Annotated in this window: 1 pseudogene; it reads left to right on the forward strand. The window is 38.4% G+C overall.

What is annotated here, in order from left to right:
• Positions 1-1,107: pseudogene (locus Q4493_RS17690) on the forward strand (hypothetical protein); the annotation flags it as partial.

Genomic DNA, 1,107 nt, shown 5'->3' on the forward strand with positions numbered 1-1,107 from the left:
ACTTTAACTGGCGCTGATACTAATTCCGCTACCTTTACAGCACCACTAGTTACTCAGGATGAGACTCTAACCTTTGAGCTGACTGTAACGGATAATGATAGTGATTCTACAACCAGTTCTACAACGGTTACAGTTCTTAATATAAACCAACCACCAACAGCGAATGCTGGCACTGACCAGTCTGTTGATGAAAATACCGTAGTTACACTTACTGGCACAGGGAGTGATCTTGATGGCACTATCACGGCTTATAATTGGGTTCAGACATCTGGTACAATAGTAACTTTAACTGGCGCTGATACTAATTCCGCTACCTTTACAGCACCACTAGTTACTCAGGATGAGACTCTAACCTTTGAATTAGTCGTTACAGATGACAACGATTCAACGAATTCAGACTCAGTTACCATTTCGGTAGAATTAGCACAGTGGAAAGTAGATATTGAAAACCGATGGTTAATACCAATTGAACAGTTAAATAATACATGCTTCATTGAAAATGTAATTTGTAACTGGGACACCACAACAGAGGAATTTGATATAACACTCAACGGCAAAGGTTATTCAACTGATGCACACTCCTCATTAACATTTTCTGTTTCTCAGGAACGACTCGATTACATGAACTTAGAACCATCTTCTTCTTATAGTTATAAAGATATTGAAGGTATAGAGTTTTCGCTTGGAGAGGGAAACTTTTCTTCATGGTATGAGTGCTTAAATGATAGTTGTACAATCGAGAATCGAAAAAATACTCTGCTAGATGCAACGCCAACTGAGGATGGCTTTATAAGCAAAGGAGAGTTCATTGATACCCGTTCAGATTATTCAGATCGCCTCACAATGGACGGAATTTTTCGTTTAAGTTATTTCATCAACGGCCCTAATTACTATGTCGATGGTGAATATGTCGGTAGTATGCATTCCAGATTTTTTAATGATGCCTTTTATCAAGAAGTTTATAATGCTTTTAAGTATGTTTATGGCTATGCTTCTGACGACCCTGTTCATTTAGATGGCCCAACAGTCAGTGATATATCGGTATCCCCCGATGAAATCAATGTAACCAATGATAACCAAGAAGTAATTGCTACAGTTTCTGTCAGC

This window comes from Colwellia sp. 1_MG-2023 (genome assembly GCF_030546755.1).
Lineage (GTDB): Bacteria > Pseudomonadota > Gammaproteobacteria > Enterobacterales > Alteromonadaceae > Thalassotalea_H.